The sequence below is a fragment of the Leptolyngbya boryana PCC 6306 genome, from assembly GCF_000353285.1.
In the GTDB taxonomy this organism is placed as follows: Bacteria; Cyanobacteriota; Cyanobacteriia; order Leptolyngbyales; family Leptolyngbyaceae; genus Leptolyngbya; species Leptolyngbya boryana.
Genome location: NZ_KB731324.1, coordinates 1698487 through 1715568 on the forward strand (window position 1 = coordinate 1698487; position 17082 = coordinate 1715568).

A 17082-nucleotide genomic window follows, 5' to 3' on the forward strand; every position below is an offset into this window, starting at 1 on the left:
CATGATGAGTACTGCTGACCAAACTACACTTGTTAGTCAAACCCAACCGTTTATTGAACTAAACAATTGTGGTGAAATTCTCCGGTTTCAACTTCAAGACGCAGAGTATCAACTTGGACGCGATCGCGCTTGGTCGGATTTAGAAATTCCCCAGATCGGTTGGGAAGTACTCTCGCGACAACAAGCGATTCTTCAGCGTGAAGGTGAAGACTATCGAATTTATGATGGCGATCGCGAAAAGGTGAGCCGCAATGGAATTTATATCAACCACACGCGCATCTCTGCCCAAACAGGTCATTTACTGAAGCATGGAACTCAGTTAACGATTGGGCAAGATCCAAACAATCAAGTTGTTTTAACTTATTTCAATCCTGCTAGTAGTCCAACGATCACACCCAGTAAGTTTCGGCTCAATCTCAAACAGCTTCGCGAGTTTCCCGTCGAACTCGGTCGCGATCCTGATCCGTTGCGCTATTCCTCGATGAAATTGGATGCTCCCGTTGTGTCCCGTCGTCATGCTTCAATTTCTCCGACCCGCGATGGTCGCTATACGTTGCAAGACCATAGTACGAACGGAACCTTTGTGAACGGGCAACGAATTGAGCGCTTTGCTGAACTGCGTGAGGGAGATCGCATTCGCATTGGGCCTTTTACGTTGCTATATGAGCGCGGCTGTTTAGAAATCGTCGATCGCGGCAATGAAATTCGCTTAGATGCAGTCCATCTCGTTCGCAAAGTTCAAGATAAAAAAGGTCAGGAACGAACCATTTTGAGCGATGTTTCTTTGTCGATCGAGCCTGGACAATTGGTGGCACTCGTCGGAGGAAGTGGAGCGGGAAAATCCACCCTGATGAAAACGCTTTTAGGCATTGAGCCGACAACATCAGGAACGGTTTATCTCAATGGAGAAGACCTGCGGCAGCAGTTTGAGCTATATCGATCGCACATTGGCTATGTTCCTCAAGATGATATTGTGCATGGCAATCTAACCGTTGAAGAAGTTTTGAGCTATGCCTGCAAGTTGCGATTGCCGCCGGATACGAATGTCAAAGCGGTTCTCGATCGCACGTTAGAACAAGTGAAATTAAGCCATGTAAAACATACGTTTGTGCGCGATTTGAGTGGAGGACAACGCAAGCGAGTCAGCATTGGGGTCGAATTACTCGCTGACCCAAGATTATTTTTCCTAGATGAGCCAACTTCTGGACTCGATCCAGGGCTGGACAAGGAAATGATGAACTTATTACGCGAGCTTGCCAATCAAGGAAGAACGGTCATTCTAGTGACTCATGCAACTGCAAATTTAGAAGTCTGCGATCGCGTTGCATTCATGGGGCGTGGAGGTAAGTTGTGCTACTTTGGCTCACCTCTGAACGCTTTAGAGTTTTTTGAAATGCCGTCTAATGATTTGAAGTATTTTGCTGATATTTATATCAAGCTTGACCAAGGCAGAACCAAACAAGAAGTACAAGCAACGGTTCAAATGTGGGCAACGAAGTTCGCCAACTTGATTGAGCAACGTCATTCTACTTTTTCTAAATCAAAATCTTCTGCCTCTCCAAAGCCAGCGCATTCTGCTCTCGTTCGTCAACTCGGTTTGTTAAGTCAACGCTATTTTCAATTGCTTTTGCGCGATCGTACAAGCTTACTTCTCACGCTACTGACTGGTCCAATCGGTATTACTTTAATTCGGCTCGCTCTAAAAGATAATACTTCTCTGACGCAAGTGGTTCCAGCGGAAGCAATGCAGGCTTCTCTTGCTTTAAGAACTTTATTCATCTTTAGCTGTATTGCAATTTGGGTGGGAATTTCCTGCGCGGCTCAAGAAATCGTCAAAGAAGCTGCGATCTATATGCGTGAGCGTTTGGTGAACCTGAATTTGATCGCTTATATCGGCTCAAAGCTCTTTGTGCGATCGGGAATTGCACTTTTGCAAACGATGTTGATTGTGATTGCGATCGCGCTAAATTTCCAATCTCCTGAATCAAAATTACTTCCCTGGATATTGAGTACAGGCGTGACAACTTTCCTAACGTTGCTGAGTAGTATTTGTTTGGGGCTATTACTATCAACCTTTGTCAAAAATGAAAATGAAGCCAACAATGCGTTACCGCTGATTATGATCCCGCAGATTATCTTCTCCGGCGTGTTATTTGAACTAGAAGGATTACCCGCGAAGTTTGCTTGGCTGTTACTAAGCCGTTGGTCAGTTGGAGCTTATGGCGCGATCGTCGATGTAAATGCAATGATTCCACCTGCGATTACGATCCCAGGACATGCGCCGATCCCACAGCCAATTCAAGCGAGTGCAGTTTACGATGCAACTTGGCAGAACTTAGGCTTGAACTGGGGAGTGCTTGGTGCCAGTAGTTTGGTTTACTTAGCGATCGCATTCATTCTGCAAAAACGCAAAGACATCAAAACGAATGGTCGCTGAGATCAACTCACACGCATTGCTCAAAACTCGTCTTTCACTGCGGCTTGTCCTTACCAAATCGCAAATCCGCCAATCGCTTCTGAGCATCTGGATCGAGCGAATGCATCAACAATCGTCCCGCTGATTTCTTCTTCGGCTTCAATTTGCTCTGAACTTTCCGCGCCGCAAATTCGACTTCATTGGCTAACTTTTCTGCCGACATCCACTCAGCTCCATATCCGACAACCGTTAACTGCTGAGCGCGATCGCTCGTTGCCACAATCAACCGCTGCTTAAATTTCCGCATGTCATATCGAAAATCTGCACAAGTTTTCTCGATATAAGTATCTGCGGTTTGCCCAAAATCGGTATAGCAGACATATAAATGCTTCGTGATGATTTCTCGATTTGTTCCGCCATCTCGAAACTGAGCATCGAACACCACATGCGTCTCAAAATCTTGATAAGCGCTATATCCCATCAGCGCTTCGACTAATTTCCGCCGCGACTCTTCTAATCCTTGGCGATCGCGAATTTCTTTCAGCTCATGCCAAGCTCCGACTATGTTATAGCCGTCCACCAATAGAAGTGCCTGTGGTGCAGAACGTGGCATCACTCAACGCAGAAAGGACAAGTTTGTAAAGATTGAATCGCTTCACATCTTAATAATATTGCATTTTTTTAATAAGGTCTGCATTCAGAGATGGGATTCGCAATTTCATGTCGATCGTGCAATTCTCGCAAAAAGCACAGTGATTCGATCGACATTTCGATCTCTAATGTTCAATTGATCGAGTTGACAGCCAATTTGCGATCGCTGCTTGAGATTCTTGCCCTGCTGCCAATCTCAACATGACTTCTACAACTTCCTCTTCTGGTGCATTCAAGAAGTAACCATTCAACTCAAGAAAAACTGCGGCTACTACGAAAGCGATTCTCTTATTGCCATCAATAAAGGGATGATTTCTCGCCAATCCGTAAGCGTATGCGGCGGCTAGATCGAAAATTGTTGCAGATTCACCGTAGGTAAAGAGCTGTTGTGGTCTTGCTAAACTAGCAGACAATAAATTTTCATCCCGAATGCCAGGGCGACCGCCATATTGTTTAAGTTGATCAGCCTGAACACGTCGCACAAAAGATTCTGATATCCAAATCGGTTCCTGAGTCACTTTGAAAGCTCGCGCAACGCATTCGTATACTTTTGATTCACTTTCTCGTATGCTTTTATCGCTGTGTCTAAGTTGGGATCAAAAGTTGTTATCTTAATTCCATCAGGCGTATCAAGAATATAGAGTGTATCTCCTTCCTTCACTTCAAGTTTTTTCAAAACCTCTTCAGGCAGGACGATTCCTAGCGCATCCCCAACTTTTTCAACTTTAAGATTGCTCATATTAGTAAGTGATAGTAAAGAATAGCTTGATCATAACTTCTAGCCCTGATCTCAAATTCTTAATTTATCTAGGCTTCCTTCTTGAAGAGGTGAATGGAAAGTGGACTTAATGAGCGAAAAAGGCTTCTAATTTAGAAAATGCTCGATAAGGAAATTCTCCTGAACGATGCTGTTCAAAACTTTTCTCCTTAAGTAATATAGCCAGCTTTTTCATTTGAAAGTAAATTAGCGTCGCAAAATGACTAATTTTGATTTCAAACTCAACCAAGAGCTTTTCGTCTTTGATCTGATCTCCATATCGAGATGAAAATTCTGTAATGATAATTTTCATCCAATGTTTCTGAGCAGTGTTTCTGAGCAGTGTCCATCGATTGCCTCCCGGCTCATCCCACCATGTAAATTCGGCAGTTACAACACCTTTGAGTAGGGAGGTTGTTGCTTCAATCAGATCCCGAATTGGATCTCCAAAAACATGAGTGATTCCCAACTCGTAGATCTGTTTGTCAATAGACAGAAAGCAGGTACTCCATCCATGCGGTGAAAGAACATACATAAGATCGATATCGTCGCCGTCATACATATGATGAAATTGCTGCTAAGTACTACACTGATTCAAATCGTTAATCTGCAACGGCGAGCTTCATCTGTAAAACTGAGAATTTTGTTCGCTTAGCTCTAATGGCTCTAATCTTCGACCTCTTCCGTCTGCATCAATCTTTGTTTCAACCGTTCGGGATCACCTCGATCGACAACTTTCCCCGCTTCCAGCAAAAATGCCCCGTCACAATATTCCAATTCTTCTAGCCGATGCGTCACCCAAAGCGCCGTAATTCCCCGCTTTTTCACTAAGGCTTGCACCTGCGCGACTAATTCCAACTGGCTATCGGGATCAAGCAGTGCTGTTGGCTCATCTAATAAAAGGACATCACAATGTCGCGCAATTGCACCCGCGATCGCGACTCTCTGCTTCTGTCCCCCACTCAGCGCATAAATCGGACGACGCTGAAACGCTCCCAAACTCACTGCCGACAGAGACTCTTCCACCCGTTGGCGAATCTCATCGATCTCTAATCCCTCATTCACCAACCCAAATGCCACATCTGCGCCAACCGTCGGCATCACCAACTGATGATCCGGATTTTGAAACACAAAACCGACCGGAGACGAAATCTGAATTTCTCCCCCAGTCGGCTGTAATAAACCTGCGAGAAGCCTTAACAATGTAGACTTCCCGCTTCCATTTGCGCCTAATAGCATCCAAAACTCTCCCTCTGGCACTTCCACAGCGCAAGAGTGCAGAATTTCTTTATCTTCCGACCAAGCGAAGCACAGATCAGTTGCTCGAATTGCCGCTTTCTGGAGCGTTTCTCCAGTCGGGTTAGGCGCGTCCAAAGTCATAACTACTCAGCCGCCACTGCAAAGAATCCAGCAGGTCTGCCCGAAGCCGCAGCGCTCGACTTCTCGTACATCTGAACGGCAGCGATCGAATCCGCAAACACCGCAATCTTCTTATCCGTCTGACGATCGCACGTGAATTCCAACAATTCACCTGGAGCCTTCATTGCCCCGATGATTTCTTGATAAGTCGCTTCTGCATCTTCAGCCGATTTGCGGTGAAATGACAGACCAATTGGAGTTCCCTTTAACGTTAATTCCAGAATAAACATAATGTCGATCGTACAAATTGCCAGTTCTCAGTATCGCAAATATCCGCAGAAACGGCTTGCTTCCCCATTCTGTCGGATCGAAGTCAAATTGCAAGAATTTCCGCAATTTTAAGATTTATTAAGAAAATACTGGAAATTTCTAGAGAAGTCTTCCTATAATCAAGAGCATAGGTAACGAAAAGTAAATTCTGCTCATAATTCTTGATGCAGCAGCGTTCAGTTTTTCATTCCATACTTATCTGGAGTTTTAATAATGACCATCGCAGTAGGTCGCGCGCCGCAGAGAGGAGTCTTTGACGCTCTTGATGACTGGCTCAAACGCGACAGATTCGTCTTCGTCGGTTGGTCGGGCATCCTGCTCTTCCCCTGTGCCTTCCTGGCACTCGGCGGATGGATGACCGGAACCACCTTCGTTTCCTCGTGGTACACCCACGGACTCGCGTCCTCGTACCTCGAAGGCTGTAACTTCCTCACCGTCGCAGTCTCCACCCCCGCTGACAGCTTAGGACACTCCTTGCTGTTGCTGTGGGGACCCGAAGCCCAAGGCGACTTCACCCGCTGGTGTCAACTCGGCGGTCTGTGGACATTTGTTGCCCTGCACGGCGCCTTCGGACTGATTGGCTTCTGCCTGCGCCAACTTGAGATTGCTCGGTTGGTCGGCATCCGTCCGTACAACGCGATCGCGTTTACTGGACCGATTGCCGTGTTCGTGTCGGTGTTCTTGATGTACCCCTTGGGACAATCGTCCTGGTTCTTTGCTCCCTCGTTTGGGGTAGCTGCCATCTTCCGCTTCATCTTGTTTGTGCAAGGGTTCCACAACTTCACCTTGAATCCGTTCCACATGATGGGCGTAGCGGGGATTCTCGGGGGTGCGCTGCTGTGTGCGATTCACGGGGCGACTGTAGAGAACACGCTGTTTGAAGACGGCGAAGGCTCTAGCACGTTCCGGGCGTTCAACCCGACCCAAGCAGAAGAAACGTATTCGATGGTGACGGCGAACCGCTTCTGGTCGCAGATTTTTGGGATTGCGTTCAGCAACAAGCGCTGGTTGCACTTCTTCATGCTGTTTGTGCCCGTGACCGGGTTGTGGATGGCGTCGGTGGGCATCATCGGCATTGCGCTGAACTTGCGGGCGTATGACTTCGTGTCGCAAGAGCTTCGGGCTGCTGAAGACCCAGAATTCGAGACGTTCTACACCAAGAACATTCTGCTGAATGAGGGCATCCGGGCATGGATGGCATCTCAGGATCAGCCTCATGAACACTTTGTATTCCCCGAAGAAGTATTGCCTCGCGGTAACGCTCTGTAAGGGACAAAATCTTCTGATTTTCCTGGCTTCTACCACTTTGGTAGGAGCTTTTTTAATTGCTTGACACGATCCCGAAAGGGTGTGCTACATTCAATTACAGATGAAGGGATTCGACGAATTCCAAGTCTGTAAACCCTTTGAAATTTACCCACTTAGGAAGTAGGAGGTGATGCCCATGCCAGATAGTAGTAAACGCTTGGGTCGTCAGGTTAGAGTAAGTCGGCTGTGCGCCGGAGCTGTCCTCTAACAGTTATTTCAGACCTTTTGAATGTATTGTCCGTACAATTTTCAATTACTGGACTAACTCGGAGTTCCTTCCGGCAGTCTGGTTTCTAAACTGAAGACCCGCTACACCGCTCTGGTTATGAAAGTTGGATGCGTCCACTTTCCCCAACCAGAGCGGATAGTTTTTTAAAGCTAATTGAGTTTGGTTTCATTAAAACTTTATCGATCGCTCTAAAGAAGTACCTCTTTAGGTAGAGGAGGGTAAATTTTGAGTAAGGCAATCTGTTAGCCGTGGGTACTCTACCTAAAGAGCCTAAATCGTTGTCTTGCCATCGAATCCTGTAATGAAATACTGACAGTTTTAGAATTGGCACAATTTCCGTATGTCACATTTCAGCTATTGCAGGTAAACTATGGAAGTGCAGAGAAAAATCGGGCGCTTTTTGCCGATTTAGTGCTTTTGGTATAGAAGGCTCATCCAGTCGCTCTATCAAAACGAAAAAGGTGTGAGGAAAAAACACAATGCGTAAGATTCTATTGAACTCTTTGTTCACAAGTCCCGCTGTCTTAGGTGCAGCACTTGTGATGTCTTCGTCGGCATTTGCAGCTCAAAAAACTGAAGTTGCTGGATTGCCTGCTCTGGAAGTGGGAACTCAAACCACTCAAACAGCATCAGTTACGCCTTTGACAGAAGTTAAATCTCTCTCGACTGAGAAAACTGCTGAAGCTGTTAAGCCCCAACTACAAGCATCCGCTGAATTCAGCCCCGCTAAATCTGTAGTCGTTGCTGAGCCTGTAAAAGTTGCCCAAGCTGCACCTGAAGCTCAAGCGACTCCTAGTGTTGATTCTTTAGAGCAAATCAACCGCTACAGCCGCGAAGGCAGAACCGCAAATAGTGCTGGACAAGTCACCTCGGTGTCCCAATTGTCTGATGTTAGACCCACCGACTGGGCATTCCAAGCACTGCAATCCTTGGTTGAGCGCTATGGTTGTATCGCAGGTTATCCTGACCGGACTTATCGTGGAAACCGCGCACTGACTCGTTATGAGTTTGCGGCTGGTTTGAACGCTTGTCTCGATCGCGTTAACGAGTTGATCGCAGCAGCAACCGCTGACTTGGTTAAGAAAGAAGACCTCGCAACCTTGCAAAAACTGCAAGAGGAATTCGCAGCTGAACTCGCAACTCTGCGTGGTCGCGTTGACTCCTTAGAAGCTCGGACTTCGACCTTAGAGAAACAACAATTCTCTACCACCACCAAACTGGCAGGGGAAGTGGTCTTCGCTCTGACTGATGAGTTTGGTGTGGATGGAACTAACGGAAACAATACCGTATTCCAGAACCGGGTTCGTTTAGCTCTGAACACCAGCTTTACCGGAAAAGACTTGCTCGTTACCCGGATTGCAGCTGGTAACGCAGGTCTCTTCAACCTTCCCGCAGGTAGCGGTGCTGAAGGTATTCAAACCTTCAATTTTGGTAACACTGGCGGTAACTCTGGTTTGATCGACTGGGTGGCTTACTACTTCCCGGTTGGCGAAAACCTGAAATTCTATATTCCAGCCGTTAGTGGTCTGCACTATGACTATGCTCCGACTGTCAGCCCTGCATTGGATGCGGCTGATGGTGGTACAGGTCCGCTCTCCATCTTCGCGCAGCGCAACCCGATCTACTTGATTGGTGGCGGTGCAGGGATTGGTGCAAACTACAACCTCAACAATCGCTTCCAGGTTAGCTTAGGCTACTTGGCTGATAACTCCACTGGCACTCAGTTGACTTTCGGTGCGAACAACCCTTCTGATAAAAATGGTTTGTTCAATGGTAGCTACAGTGCTTTGGGTCAATTGACCTTTAGCCCAAGCGAAGCGTTGCAAATTGGTCTGACCTATGTAAACGCTTATCGTCGTGGAGCAATCTTCGACGGTGGTTCGGCAGTTGCTTCTTCTGGTACTGCTTTGGCTAACCGCAACACTCTTGGGACAGGTTCTTCCCAAGTTAACGCTTATGGTGCGTCGGTTGCGTTCAAGCTCAGCCCTCAAGTTGTTATCAATGGCTTCTTCTCCTACATCAACGCAAACTTTGTAGATGATGGACAAGGTAAGAAAGACATTTGGACTTATGGTTTGGGTGTTGCATTCCCTGACTTTGGTAAGAAGGGCAACTTGTTAGGTTTCGTCGCAGGTGCTGAGCCTTACATGGGTAACCCTAGTGGTGGTGCATCGAACGATGTTCCGCTGCACTTTGAAGGTTTCTACAAGTACCAATTGACCGACAACATCTCGATCACTCCTGGTGTGATCTGGGTTGTGAATCCTGGTCAGAACGATGCAAACGATGATGTTGTTATCGGAACCTTGAGAACAACCTTCACGTTCTAGTTTTGTGAAGCGATCGCTGAAATATTTTGGCGATCAACCCTTTAAAGCGTTTCATCGCTTGATAAGCCTCATTATCTAAACCCTGTCAATTTGGCAGGGTTTTTGTCTTATCTCTATGCAACGGTAGAACTCATATCAAAGAATGAAGATTTAGTGATATGTTCAGCTCTCCTATTTTGATACTGAACTGGAGAAACTGTCACAGTAAAGACTAATTTGATTGGAGTTCAAAAAATATTTGAAAGGCATTGATTATCCTGCAGAAGCAAAGAATATATCATTAAGCATGCAGGAGGAAATGGGATTGATGAAGAACTGCGATCGCCTTTAGAAGAATGGCTAGAAGATGAATATGAGACACTCACTGATGTCAGTAAAGCAATCGTCAAATTAATAGCTAAGATCGCTGAAATTCTTATTAGGAATATTGCAGCGATTTGCTGCAAAAAATAGCGTGAAGAGAGACATAATTTCTCTTCACGCTAATAGTAATTATTAACTTTAGACAGACACTAACCGATTAAGTGTAGAACATCGCGAGCCACACTATAACCTGCTAAATCCCAAAGCAGATAAGCAAGAAATCCAATCATTGCAAAGCGACCATTCCATAGCTCAGCTTGGGGTGTCCAGCCGAATAGGAAGGCATTGCGGTCTTTGCCATTGTAAGCAGTAGAGAGAAGTAAATCAGTCTGTGCATCAGTCTGGGGGGTTTGCATAATTAGGTTCCAAACGCTTCATACCTGACATGGTATTGTGGTCTTGGTTTGTCGCTGTCTATCTGTAGAAACAAGCTGTTACTCCTTCTTTAGATAGAGGTTGTACTAATCTTTGAACTGCAAAAGATTTGTGCTGTCTTTTCCATAAATGAGTGCAATAACTGAGATTTGAAAAACGTATTCATCAATACGGCAGTGTTGCTTCAACTAACTTAAAGTAGAACTGTGATTCTGATCCTGAAATAGGCATGGTGCAAGGAATCTTTAGCTACATCCTGAGATAGAGGCTACAGTGGAAAGCAAACGCTACATTACAACAAGTTAATTAACAGAACTTTCGTAGCGGTTTCGCTTCTGCCTAGCATCTATTGAGCTAGAGTTTTCTACTTATTATCGTTTAGCATTTGGGTTGTGGGGCATGGAATTATTAACTCGAACTATTCAGTTCCCGGAAACGTTGGATGAAGCGGCGATCGCTCACTTTCATCAGCAAGCAGATGATGCGATTCAGTCAGATGCAACTGTTCTGCTCGTTGATTTTACCAACGTTAAATTCATGAGCAGTCCCGGTCTGATGGCGCTCGTCATTGTTTTCAAACAGGCGCGTGAGGAAGGCAAGACCATGTTCTTGCAGTCGATCAATGATCAGATTAAGATGCTGCTGGAACTGACAGGCATGGATAAAGTTTTTGAAATTATCGAACATTCTACGGAAGAAGCTGAATTTGCGATCGTTTAGATCGAAGCTGAAACTTTAAAAACTCAGGGGCTTACTAAGCCCCTGAGTTTTTATTTATAAGCCGATAAATTCTCGAATATATTGATTGACTAAATTCGGCTGTTCTTGCTGTACCCAGTGGCTGCAATTTGGAATATATCGAATCTGCAAATTACGAACATATTCCTCTGTTCCGTAAGTTAATTCTTTTCCTAAAGCGATATCTTTTTCTCCCCAGATCATCAAGGTCGGGACTTCTAAAATCCCCCATTTTTTCTCAAGGATACCCGCTTGAAAAATGTTGCGGTAATAGTTAATAGCCGCAGTCGCAGCACCCCGTTTTGCAAACGCATCTTTGTAGAAATTGATGTCTTCAGCAGAGAAAACCTCTTGATTAACTGCCATTCCTTTTAAGGCTGTTTCTAAGAGTTTGTAGTCATCAAATTGAATGAGAAATTCCGGCAAGTAGGGAATTTGAAAAAGGAAGACATACCAGCTTTTTAATAACTGCTGTGGTGTGCGTAGACCTTGAGAAAACTTAGCAGGATGAGGAAGATTGAGGATGATTAGGCGATCGAGCATCTCCGGATACTCATACGCGAAATTCCAAGCGATCGCGCCTCCCCAATCGTGTCCAACCAGCGTACAGCGCTGGTATCCCAATCCTTCAATCGCACCTTTTACATCTGCGACTAATTCAGGCATTTTGTAAGCGCTAGACTCGCTGGGTTTATCGCTCTCGTTATAGCCTCGAAGATCCAGGGCAACAGCGTGATGATCTTTAGCAAACTCTGGAAGTTGTTTGCGCCAGGAATACCAACATTCAGGAAATCCATGCAGAAACAGCATGAGATTGCCCTCGCCTTCAGAGACGTAATGGAGATTGATCCCGTTCGTATTGATGCGATCGTGTTTCATGATCCAGCAGGATATTGTTCTAGAACTTGTTTAAGATATTGACCTGTATAGGATTTAGGATGCTTGACGACATCCTCCGGAGTACCGACTGCAACAATTTCGCCGCCGCGATCGCCGCCTTCAGGGCCTAAGTCAATTAACCAATCCGAGCAGCGAATTACATCTAAATTGTGCTCGATGACTAACACAGAATTGCCTTTATCTACCAAGCGTTGAATCACATCTAAGAGTTTGTGAACGTCGTAGAAGGACAAGCCTGTTGTCGGTTCATCAATTAAATACAGCGTCTTTCCGGTTGCACGTCGAGATAGCTCAGTGGCTAATTTCACACGCTGGGCTTCTCCTCCAGAGAGAGTTGGAGCGGTTTGACCTAACCGCATGTATCCTAATCCAACATCAACTAACGTTTGCAGACGATTTGCCGCTTGGGGAATATTTTGAAAGAAGTCGGCGGCTTCTTCGACAGTCATGTTTAAGACATCTGCGATCGACTTGCCTTTAAATTTCACCTGCAACGTTTCACGGTTATACCGTGCGCCTTTACAGACATCGCATTGCACATACACGTCAGGTAAGAAGTTCATCTCGATGACATTTACACCCTGACCGCTACAAGCCTCGCATCGTCCACCTTTGACGTTGAAAGAAAATTGCCCCGCTTTGTAGCCTCTAGCTTTGGCTTCGATTGTTTCAGAGAAGACTTCGCGAATGCAGTCGAAAACGCCAGTATAAGTGGCTGGATTGGATCGAGGTGTGCGTCCGATTGGAGATTGATCAATGACGATCGCTTTATCAAGCGCATCTAAACCTTTGACAGGCTTCATTTCCTTCGGCTGCGGAACCTTATGCCCAAAATGATGCTGAATTGCAGGATAGAGCAATTCATTAATCAAGGTTGATTTTCCAGACCCGGATACACCCGTGACGCAAACTAGTTTACCTAGTGGAATTTCGACATCAATATTTTTGAGGTTGTTGCGTTGGGCAGCGCCAAGTGTAATCGCTCTCCCATTTCCCGATCGCCGTTCTGCTGGCGTTTGAATCGCCCGTCGTCGAGACAGATAGGCTCCAGTCAGCGATTCTTCGGCATTCAGCAGTGTATCGAGATCGCCTTGAGCAATCACCCGTCCTCCATGCACGCCTGCACCCGGTCCAATGTCTACCAAATGGTCTGCTGCCCGAATCGTTTCTTCATCGTGTTCGACCACGATTAAGGTATTGCCCAAATCGCGAAGTTTCGTCAGGGTGTTGAGCAAGCGAGTATTATCCCGTTGATGCAGCCCGATACTTGGCTCGTCTAGGACATATAGCACTCCGGTCAATCCTGCACCGATTTGAGTCGCCAGTCGAATCCGTTGAGCTTCTCCACCCGAAAGCGTCATGGCGGTGCGATCGAGTGTTAAATAATCGAGTCCAACATCGAGGAGAAACTGCAAGCGGGATCGAATTTCTCGCAGCACGAGATCCCCGATCTGAGCTTGTCGATCGCTCAGTTCTAAATTCTCGACGCGATCAAGACAATCTCGAATCGAAACCCCTGTGAAATCTTGAATGTGATACTGCCCTAAGCGAACAGCGAGCGCTTCTGGCTTTAATCGTTTGCCATGACAGACATCACAAGGTTGATCGACTAAATACTGCTCGAGTTTCTGCTTGTACAGATCAGAACTGGCTTCGCGATATTGTCGATCGAGCAGAGGAATCGCTCCTTCATATCGACGGTGATAGCCTTTATTCTCCTGGTATCGCGAATCGACTTCGATCCAAATCGGGTCTTTAGAACCGTAGAGCATGATGTGTTGCTGCTCGGCGCTCAGTTGATTCCAAGGGGTTTGAATATCGAATCCGTATGCCTCGGCAACACTGCAAATCAGCGAAAGATAGTAAGTGTTGTCCTTATCTGACCAAGGCGCGATCGAGGCATAAACCGGAAGATTTGGATTTGGAATGATCAAGTCAGGCGAAAAGGTGCGATGGCTGCCAATTCCATGACAATTCGGACATGCTCCATACGGCGAGTTGAACGAAAACAGGCGCGGAGAAAGCTCTTCCATCACTGCACCATGTTCTGGACAAGCGAAATTTTCTGAGAATACGAGTTCTGAAGGCTGATCTTCTGAGTCTGCTTCGCGCATCAAATCAATAATGGCGATTCCGTTCGATCGCTTTAAGCAAGTGGTCAAGGAATCGCTCAACCGTTCTTGCATGTCGTCTTTTTTGATTAATCGATCGACGACAATTTCGATCGTGTGCAATTGATTTTTATCCAATTCGATGGAATCACTCAACTCTCGCACTTCGCCATCGACGCGCACCCGCACAAATCCTTCTGCGGCAAGTCCTGAGATTAATTTGCGGTGAGTGCCTTTCTTCCCACGCACCACAGGGGCAAGAATTTGGAACCGAGTCCGGTCGGGCAATTCCATGACGCGATCGACCATTTGATCGATCGTCTGGGGAGTAATCGAGCGATCGCAAATTGGACAATGCGGCATCCCCGCGCGACCATAGAGAAGCCGCATATAGTCGTAGATTTCTGTGACCGTGCCGACGGTTGACCGAGGATTATGAGAGGTCGATTTTTGATCAATCGAAATCGCTGGACTTAATCCTTCGATCGCATCGACATCTGGCTTATCGACTTGTCCGAGAAATTGTCGTGCATAAGCGCTGAGCGATTCGACATAGCGGCGTTGACCTTCTGCGAAGATGGTGTCGAATGCCAGAGAAGACTTGCCTGAGCCTGAAACTCCGGTAAACACGATTAATCGATCGCGCGGCAGATCGAGATCGACATTTTTTAAATTGTGTTGTCTTGCGCCTCGAATCCGAATGGAATTCAGTGAAACAACTTTTTGAGCTTTCTGAGCAGGCTGTTTTTTCGAGCCGTTCGATTCGATTTCGGCTCCTAAATCAGGACTTAAGACCGGAGCATCGGAGCTTTTGGGTTTGCTGACACGCTTAGGCATTCGGAGGGCGAAGAAATAGTCCTTCATGATTCTATCGCTCTCACCCACCGATCAAGTTGATTTGTACTGAGGTTTAGTTGAATTCCTTCTGCAATTTCGCTCGATCGCGAATGGCAGGCCGAAAATTTGGATTGTACTTAATTGCCTGATTATAGGAATACAACGCATCCCGAAACCGTTTTAGCTCTGCCATGACTCGCCCCCGCCAGTACCAAGCCCCGTGATGCGAAGGTTGAAGTTGTAGAGCTTTGTCAAAACACGCGATCGCTTCTCGAAATCGGCGCAGTTTAATTAACGAACTTGCAGAACAGCACCATAAGTCGGCATTCTCTGGCTGAAGCTGGATCGCTTGGTCATAAGACGCGATCGCTTCTTCATATCGCGATAACGCATAAAGGACATTGCCTCGCCAGCGCAGAACTTCTGGGTCTTTTGGATTCAAGCGCACTGCCTTATTGAAAGCAACCGCTGCTTCTGCATGATGTTGAAGCTTTTCTAGAATCTGACCTTTCTGGAACCAAGTTCCGTAATCATTGGCGGGTTGAGCTGGTTGCTCAGGCTGATCTCCTGAATTCAATCGATCTAAAACTCTTTGACGACCTGCGATCGCAGCTTGCCAATCTCCCCGCAGCTGAATCGCTCGGATATAAGAAAATAAGGCTTCTTCATATTGAGCCGTGGCTTCTAGCGCTTTTGCGCGATCGTGCCATCCCCAATAATTCTCAGGCTGAAGTTCAACCACTTTGTTGTAGCTAACGATCGCTTCTTCAAACCGCTGTAAATGCTGTAAAACATTGCCTCGCTTAAACCAAGCGAGATGGTCGTTCGGTTGCAAAGCGACTGCTTGATCGTAAGCAGCAAGCGCTGCTTCAAATTGCCCTTGTGTTTCCAGCGCCATTCCTTGCGTGAGGCAATCCGAGGAATGTTCTGCAATCTCGGATGCGCTATTGGCCGCTGGCTCATCGAACGGCAGATCGTAGAGAGAATCAACGCGCTGAAGCTGCACCAAAATCCGCCGCCGACTCTCGACCGCCAATTGAAAATTGGGCTTCAATTGAACTGCTCGATCATAGGCTGCTACTGCTTCTTCAAAGCGTTTCAGAGTTTCTAGGACTTTTCCCTTATCGTGCCAAGCCCAATAGTTTTCTGGCTGCAGTTGAATCACTTTTTCATAGCAAGCTAATGCTTCTTTTGGCTGGTTGAGATTTTCACAAGCGGCACCCTGCTTAAACCATGCTAAATAATCATCTGGCTGCAGCTCAATCACTTTTTTGTAGCAAACGAGTGCTTCATCAAATCGCTGCAAATTTTCACAGGCAATTCCCCGCCTGAACCAAGCGGTGTAGCCTGCCTGAAACTCGATCGCTTTATCATAAGCAGCGATCGCTTCTCGGTAGCGCTGAAGTTGAAACAATTCATCTCCTCGCTCCAGCCAAGTTAAGACTGAAGCATCTAGAGAAGAGTGCGAGTCAGGAGACGGTAGCATAAACGCAGCCAGAATGGTAGTACGGCTATTATTCCCGATTCGATTTTTCTGCGTTCAAGAAAGAATCGATCACTCCTAACGATTTTTCATGGCTCGCTGCATATCTCGTTGATCATCCCGGCGTTTTGAATCTTCGCGTTTGTCGTACAACTTTTTGCCGCGCACTAACGCCAAATCTACCTTGACCCAGCCTCGCTTCAAATACATCTTCAACGGTACAAGGGTCAGCCCTTGCTGCTCAACTTTGCCCACAAGTTTGCGAATTTCATCGCGTCTGAGGAGGAGCTTCCGAGTTCGGGTTGGATCGTGATTAAAGACCTGACTTGCAGTTTTATGTGGCGAAATATGGACATTGTGGAGAAAAACTTCTTGATTGCGAACGAGCGCGAAACCGTCGCGTAAGTTCACTCGACCGGCGCGAATGGACTTCACCTCGGTTCCCGCAAGCTCGATTCCCGTCTCGTAGGTCTCCAGAATCTCGTACTGAAACCTCGCCTGACGATTATCGCTAACAATTTTGAATCCGTCGCTACTTTTCTCGCTCATAGCATCACTTTAGCTCAGTTAGGGGGCTTGTAGCGAAAAAAATCGCCCCCTTCCTCACGCAACGGTCAGGTAAAAAGGCGAATTACTCAAGGAGACGAAATTAATACACAAGTACTATATAAGATAGTCTCGAAAAAAGCAAATCTTAGTTTGAATGAGATCTTTTATTCATAGATAAAACTCGATGTTGAATTGAGAAATAATCAATCCCCCTATTTTTCTCTGGGAATCTCTCTCTAGAATTGAGCATTTGTAATCTGAGATACAGAATCACATGACTCAATCAACGAAATTTGACTTCATCTCATCTAAAGATTCTGTTTCTTTAGCTATGTGACATGCCCCC

General features: G+C 46.2%; 15 protein-coding genes. 4 read left to right on the top strand and 11 right to left on the bottom strand.

Annotation, left to right across the window (positions count from 1 at the left end):
• Position 1 precedes the first annotated feature (1 nt).
• Positions 2-2437 carry an ATP-binding cassette domain-containing protein gene (locus tag LEPBO_RS0108435; protein WP_017287114.1) on the top strand — a complete coding sequence of 812 codons (2436 nt, stop codon included), beginning with the start codon at positions 2-4 and terminating at the stop codon, positions 2435-2437.
• 34 nt (positions 2438-2471) lie between these two features.
• On the opposite strand, the gene LEPBO_RS0108440 is transcribed toward LEPBO_RS0108435, so the two are convergent.
• From LEPBO_RS0108440 to LEPBO_RS0108465, 6 genes are all read right to left on the bottom strand, one after another.
• Positions 2472-3029, bottom strand: a complete 558-nt coding sequence (locus LEPBO_RS0108440; RefSeq protein WP_017287115.1) for an NYN domain-containing protein — start codon at positions 3027-3029, stop codon at positions 2472-2474.
• Between the two features lie 163 nt (positions 3030-3192).
• Positions 3193-3585, bottom strand: coding sequence for a type II toxin-antitoxin system death-on-curing family toxin (locus LEPBO_RS0108445; protein WP_017287116.1), 393 nt, complete (start codon positions 3583-3585; stop codon positions 3193-3195).
• Positions 3582-3806 (bottom strand): AbrB/MazE/SpoVT family DNA-binding domain-containing protein, encoded by a 225-nt coding sequence (locus LEPBO_RS0108450; protein ID WP_017287117.1) that lies wholly within the window; start codon positions 3804-3806, stop codon positions 3582-3584. Before LEPBO_RS0108450 ends, LEPBO_RS0108445 begins: the two co-directional genes overlap by 4 nt.
• 106 nt (positions 3807-3912) lie before the next feature.
• Positions 3913-4386 (bottom strand): hypothetical protein, encoded by a 474-nt coding sequence (locus tag LEPBO_RS0108455; protein WP_017287118.1) that lies wholly within the window; start codon positions 4384-4386, stop codon positions 3913-3915.
• A 104-nt stretch (positions 4387-4490) separates the two neighbouring features.
• Entirely contained in the window at positions 4491-5204 is a 714-nt protein-coding gene (locus tag LEPBO_RS0108460; protein ID WP_017287119.1) for an energy-coupling factor ABC transporter ATP-binding protein, read from the bottom strand.
• A gap of 2 nt (positions 5205-5206) precedes the next feature.
• Positions 5207-5473: a hypothetical protein gene (locus LEPBO_RS0108465; RefSeq protein WP_017287120.1), complete on the bottom strand. Its 267-nt coding sequence runs from the start codon at positions 5471-5473 to the stop codon at positions 5207-5209.
• 253 nt (positions 5474-5726) lie between these two features.
• Between LEPBO_RS0108465 and psbD the strand changes: the two genes are divergently transcribed.
• Both psbD and LEPBO_RS0108480 read left to right on the top strand, forming a co-directional pair.
• Positions 5727-6782 (top strand): photosystem II D2 protein (photosystem q(a) protein), encoded by a 1056-nt coding sequence (gene psbD / locus LEPBO_RS0108475; RefSeq protein ID WP_017287122.1) that lies wholly within the window; start codon positions 5727-5729, stop codon positions 6780-6782.
• A gap of 747 nt (positions 6783-7529) precedes the next feature.
• Positions 7530-9380 carry an iron uptake porin gene (locus tag LEPBO_RS0108480; protein WP_017287123.1) on the top strand — a complete coding sequence of 617 codons (1851 nt, stop codon included), beginning with the start codon at positions 7530-7532 and terminating at the stop codon, positions 9378-9380.
• A gap of 512 nt (positions 9381-9892) precedes the next feature.
• Here LEPBO_RS0108480 and LEPBO_RS0108485 read toward each other — a convergent pair.
• The gene (locus LEPBO_RS0108485; RefSeq protein ID WP_017287124.1) at positions 9893-10099 is read right to left on the bottom strand and encodes a chlorophyll a/b-binding protein; all 207 of its coding nucleotides are present in this window, start codon (positions 10097-10099) and stop codon (positions 9893-9895) included.
• A 418-nt stretch (positions 10100-10517) separates the two neighbouring features.
• Here LEPBO_RS0108485 and LEPBO_RS36500 point away from each other — a divergent pair, with 418 nt between their 5' ends.
• Positions 10518-10838 (top strand): STAS domain-containing protein, encoded by a 321-nt coding sequence (locus LEPBO_RS36500; protein WP_017287125.1) that lies wholly within the window; start codon positions 10518-10520, stop codon positions 10836-10838.
• Between the two features lie 54 nt (positions 10839-10892).
• On the opposite strand, the gene LEPBO_RS0108495 is transcribed toward LEPBO_RS36500, so the two are convergent.
• From LEPBO_RS0108495 to smpB, 4 genes are all read right to left on the bottom strand, one after another.
• Positions 10893-11735, bottom strand: coding sequence for an alpha/beta fold hydrolase (locus tag LEPBO_RS0108495; RefSeq protein WP_017287126.1), 843 nt, complete (start codon positions 11733-11735; stop codon positions 10893-10895).
• Positions 11732-14704, bottom strand: coding sequence for an excinuclease ABC subunit UvrA (uvrA, locus tag LEPBO_RS0108500; protein ID WP_017287127.1), 2973 nt, complete (start codon positions 14702-14704; stop codon positions 11732-11734). The genes LEPBO_RS0108495 and uvrA overlap by 4 nt, the downstream gene beginning before the upstream one ends.
• 73 nt (positions 14705-14777) lie before the next feature.
• A complete protein-coding gene (locus LEPBO_RS0108505) occupies positions 14778-16190 on the bottom strand; it encodes a tetratricopeptide repeat protein (protein ID WP_017287128.1) in 1413 nt (470 codons plus the stop codon).
• A 75-nt stretch (positions 16191-16265) separates the two neighbouring features.
• Entirely contained in the window at positions 16266-16736 is a 471-nt protein-coding gene (gene smpB, locus LEPBO_RS0108510) for an SsrA-binding protein SmpB (RefSeq protein WP_017287129.1), read from the bottom strand.
• Between the last annotated feature and the right edge of the window lie 346 nt (positions 16737-17082).